The 5,084-nt window shown below is 40.4% G+C and carries 4 protein-coding genes; all 4 read right to left on the bottom strand.

Translation table 11 applies throughout. From position 1 onward, the window contains the following. Window positions 1-15 precede the first annotated feature (15 nt). Complete coding sequence (locus CHU92_RS02025) at window positions 16-849, bottom strand: hypothetical protein (protein WP_094412092.1); 834 nt, start codon at window positions 847-849, stop codon at window positions 16-18. Further along, on the bottom strand, window positions 846-3,068 hold the full coding sequence (locus CHU92_RS02020; RefSeq protein ID WP_094412094.1) for a RelA/SpoT family protein: 2,223 nt from the start codon (window positions 3,066-3,068) through the stop codon (window positions 846-848). Before CHU92_RS02020 ends, CHU92_RS02025 begins: the two co-directional genes overlap by 4 nt. A 104-nt stretch (window positions 3,069-3,172) precedes the next feature. After that, the gene (locus CHU92_RS02015; protein WP_094412090.1) at window positions 3,173-3,685 is read right to left on the bottom strand and encodes a hypothetical protein; all 513 of its coding nucleotides are present in this window, start codon (window positions 3,683-3,685) and stop codon (window positions 3,173-3,175) included. After that, window positions 3,682-5,084: M48 family metalloprotease (locus CHU92_RS15745; protein ID WP_094412088.1), on the bottom strand; the 1,403-nt coding region annotated here is incomplete at its 5' end. The genes CHU92_RS02015 and CHU92_RS15745, both read right to left, overlap by 4 nt.

The raw sequence follows: 5,084 nt of genomic DNA, 5'->3' as shown, positions 1-5,084 counted from the left end.
TCGCACTAAAGAAATTTAATAAAATAAAAGTTTAAACCACTTCATTTGACTTTGTCTTAATGCAATGCTTGTGCCCGATATAAATTTGCCCGATAAACCCAAAAATTGTTTAAGGCGGGGAGTATTTTTACCCGTCAAAAATAAAGATGGGAGATAATAATTGTATACCTCATCGTTGAAATTAAGATCAAGGTCCATAAGCTGTAACACATTAAATTCCGAACTTAACAAAGAGCAGATAGTTGAATCAGAGATTTTCCCTCCATTCAGATTAGTTGCCCAATCATTCATCAACACCTCTATTCTTTCCAGTTTTTTAAAACATAATGGCTCATCTATTGCAAAATTTCCATACAGATATAAACTCTCGAGCACAGGCATATTTTTTAAAACCTTAGTAATATTGCCAAGATTGCCATATCTACAATGTTCATTGGCTAAAAGAAAGTCTTCTCCAAATTCGAAGGATTTTAACTTAGGGAAGTTATATTTCGACAGCACTTTACATACACCGCTGTAATTATAACTATTAAAATCAATCTTATTTACCCTTGTGTATCCAATGCTAAGATGCTCTAAAGTTTCAAAAATTCCTGTTTCTAAAACATTCTCAAGTAAATTTTCTATATCATTACCGAGGTAAAAGTATAATGCCTTTGTCCCAAGAGGAATTTTATCTATAATTCTAAAATCATACTTTACAGGTAAGCCAAAAACACAGGAGTAATTTTTAAATGTGTCTTCAAATACTTTCTCCTCGTGCTTATAAAAACGTAATTCAGGAGGAATATTTTTAATTATATCATCTTGTTTTTGAGGAGCTATGAACTGTTTTAAAAATTTTATCATTTATTGTTATTTATCCTCGTCACCTTATCAATGCCGTCAATTTTCTTAATGTTCTCAATCAGCTTTTTCAGGATGGTATTGTTTTGCACCACCACGGTTACCTGCCCGTTAAATATCCCCGCGTTACCACTTAAGGAGATGCTCTGGATGTTTACATGCATGTTGTTTGATATAACCTTGGTAAGCTCGTTGGTAAGCCCAAGTGAGTCCATACCCGTGATTTTGAGTGTAGCCTTAAATTCTTCCTGGGTAGAGTCGATCCATTTCGCCTGGATAATGCGATAGGCAAAGTTGCTCTGCAGCCGTATGGCGTTTGGGCAGTCTTTCTTGTGTACTTTTATCCCTTCATTTATGGTGACAAAACCAAAAACATCGTCTCCGGGAATGGGGTTGCAGCAGGTAGCCAGCTTATAGTCAAGCTTATCCTGTTCCTTACCGAAAACCAGCAGGTCATAATTACGGCTTATTTCTTCTTTTTGTATCTGTTCCTGTGGCAGCGAAGGCGAGCGTTTTATCTTGTTTTTGAAGAAGTTCATCAGCGTATTGCTTTTCAGGGCTGCGTAATCCTTAAGCTGCTGGTTGTCAATACTGCCGACGCCCACCCGGTAAAACAGGTCGAGGCTTGTTTTTAGTTTAAAATAGTTTACAAGTTCGTTTGTAGTAGTTTCATTTAATACTATTTTCATGTGGCGCAGCTTGCGGGTCAGTAATTCCTTTCCTTCTTCGGCAATGCGCTTAGTGCTTTCGTTGAGCACGTTTTTTATTTTATTCTTTGCCCGTGAAGTAGTTACATAATCCAGCCAGTGCGGGTTTGGCTTTTGGTTTTGTGATGTTATAACCTCTACCTGGTCGCCGCTGTTGAGCACATGGTTTAGCGGCACGAGCTTGCCGTTTACTCTTGTTCCGCGGGTACGCATGCCAATTTCAGAGTGGATGCTGAAAGCAAAATCCAACGATGTGGCGCCTTTTGGCAGTGATTTAATTTCACCTTTGGGTGTAAACACATAAATTTCCTTTGCATAGAGGTTCAGTTTGAAATCTTCAACAAAATCAACTGCATTGCCCGAAGTGTTTTCCAGCGCTTCCTTAAGCAGGTTGAGCCAGGTTTCGAGGCCATGCTCCTCGCCGCCATTGCCTTTGTACTTGTAGTGGGCTGCATAGCCTTTTTCTGCAATTTCATCCATACGTTCGCTGCGTACCTGTATCTCAACCCAGCGGCCTTTAGGCCCCATCACTGTAATGTGTAGCGCCTCATAACCGGTTGACTTGGGAGATGATATCCAGTCCCGTAGCCTGCTTGGGCTGGGGCGGTAGTGGTCGGTAACAATAGAGTATATCTTCCAGGCCAGGAACTTTTCTTCCTGCGGGCTGGCTTTATAGATGATCCGCAGCGCGAACTTATCATACACCTCATCAAAAGTAACACCCTGCGCGAGCATTTTCCTCCGGATGGAATAAATAGATTTTGGCCTGCCTTTTATAGTATATTGTATACCTTCCGCATCAAGCGAAGCTTTAAGCACTTCAGATATTGATTTTATGTAGGCGTCCTGCTCTTCCTTAGTTTCCTTGATTTTACTAACGATGTTATTGTAAACCGCAGGTTCGGTATATTTCAGCCCCAGGTCTTCAAGCTGGGTTTTTATGTTGTAAAGGCCAAGCCTGTGGGCCAGCGGCGCGTATATGTACAGCGTTTCCGAAGCAATTTTGGCCTGTTTGTATTCGGCCATGCTTTCCATAGTCTGCATGTTGTGCAGCCTGTCGGCTATTTTAATGAGGATAACCCGGACATCATCATTGAGGGTAAGGAGCATCTTGCGGAAATTCTCTGCCTGCATTGATATCTCCTGGTCTGTTTTTACCTGTGCTATCTTAGTTAAGCCCTGTACTATCTGTGCTATTTTGGGGTTGAACATCCGCTCAATATCCTCAACGGTAACATCGGTATCTTCTACTACGTCATGCATCAGGGCAGAGGCAATGGAAGTGGCGCCAAGCCCAATTTCTGAAGCTACAATTTTAGCAACGGCAATAGGGTGGAAAATATAGGCTTCTCCTGATTTTCTTCTCTGGTCCTTATGGGCTTCCACTGCCACGTCAAAAGCTTTCCTAATCAGCTTTTTGTCATCTTCTGTAAGGGTTTGGTAACTAATGCGGAGCAGTTCTTTATATTCTTTGGCAATTGCCTTGTTTTCCTGTTCAATATCAATTTCAGTCATAGCCATATATAATAGCTTAAAATTATGAAAATATTATAACAAAAACAAGGCCGTGATGTAAACTGAAGCCGCCTATGGATAAAAATAAAGGGATTTTTAACGCTCTAATCACATGGGAACCGGCATTCAATTATCTGCAATTTTCCTTTAGAGAAATAAAATTTCCATTCAAAACTGCTTTCAGCCTCATCAGGCTTTAGAGTAGCAACATGTGTATCTGATTTATTTACCAGCGCAGCTGCCGCTATGGGAAACTGACTGGTAAAAGCGTCAAGAGTATAATTTTCATTAAACTTTGTGCCTTTATAAAGCATGTACATGCCTTTCTTTTTACGGAAATCAATGCTGCGGAAGTTAAGCATGCCGTTGTCGAGCTCAAATTTTACCCCTTTGTAATGCAAAAATTTTGCCTGCAGCTCTTCTTCAGTGCCGCAGGTTTCAGCCGGGCGGGGAGCAACTATACTGTCGGCTTTTTTATATACCGCATCAAATTCACGTTTTGGCAAGGTAAGGTTTAGTTTGCCGTTTACGGTTGCGGCATCCCAGCTAAAGGTTTCTTTTTCCTGGGCCTGCATTAATAAAGTGAACAGTAAAACAAGGTAGTAGTGTAATTTCATATTGTAAGTTTTTGAGGCTCAAATTCAGCCTGAAGGGTTAAAAAATTTTTTTTGTGGCAAAACAAAAGATAATTCAGCCAATAATTATATAGGTGCATAGCCTGATACATGCTGCCCAATGCCTCATCATTATAATTTTTGCCATCAAAATACCTGTGTTGTGCTTCAGCATAACTTTTCAGCATATCTGTAGCCTCAGGTTCAAGAGAGGGTGCGTTAACCGGTTCTTCTATAAACTGCAGTATATCTTTTTTCAGGATAACTTCGTGGCGATATACTTCTACAAAGTTATCTGTGATTGCATCATAGGTTGTGGCCTCGGCAGTAAATGCTGTTAACTTAAACATTTTATCAAGCACTTCAAATTTTTTATTATATTCACTGTAATAGTTCTGGCATGTGTTGTAGAGACTAACATATTCATCTTCTTTATCACAGCTTTTTGCCCGTTTCAAAAAGTATGCAGAAATAATTTGGTTGTTATCTGCAACATCCGACTTTACTTGCTCAAGCGTTATATTTAAGTTCTTTATCAGCCCTGGAGCATCTTCTGAATTGTAACGCCTGCCTGCATACACAAAATCCCTTATTTTATAACTGCCCTGTGCAATTTCATTAAGTGATGCAATATCCTGTTCCAGCCCGAGCTGCTCATAAACGCGGCTAACTTTTAGCGGGCTGAAAAGTTCTTCTATGGTAGTTTCAGTAAGAATTGAATCATTGGCTTTAAGTGCTTCAAAGTCTGTATGTGGTACCTGGATATCGTCATAGTATTTGTTGAAAACATCAGGTAAGGATCCTTTTTTCTCCAGCATTATAAATTCTGGTTCAAATTCTGCCATATTATGAATTGTAACAATGCCAGTCCAGGTGACATGACTGTATAATAGCGAGATGATTTTGCTTTCTGTAGCCTCACGGTCCTTCAGGAGCGTCATGGCATGGCTGTTGTTCTCAGGTCTTGCTTCAAGCTGCAGGCTCTTTATTCGCGCTATACGGTCTTCATCACTGGGGTGTGTAGCCCAGTTGTTGCCAATTTCTAGCTTAGACCTGTTAAAGTGATTCCTGCTTTCGGGAGTTATTGCCGGCAGGCCGTTCTCTATCGGATAGCCAAACTGTGCGGCCCTGTATTTCATTACAAATTGATGCTGAGGAAACAGTGTAGCAGGTTTGATATTGCTTTCAATCTTTGAGGTATAAAAAGATAACACATCATTCAGAATAGCATCGGCAAACTGCAGCCTTACGAGGGATGTCTCAATTGTATGCGGGCCTGCTATGCGGGCGGCAACCTCATCAGCGTGAAATTCCATTTCCCGCGACAGCGCCCGGTAATTAAGATTTACTATACGACAATCCTGTCCTAAATAAAATTTAACACTATCAAACTTAACCATTT

The organism is Flavobacterium cyanobacteriorum, assembly GCF_002251835.1.
GTDB lineage: Bacteria > Bacteroidota > Bacteroidia > Flavobacteriales > Flavobacteriaceae > Flavobacterium > Flavobacterium cyanobacteriorum.
The sequence above is the reverse complement of the archived record's forward strand: the minus strand, read 5'-3'. Positions and strand labels throughout refer to the sequence as shown.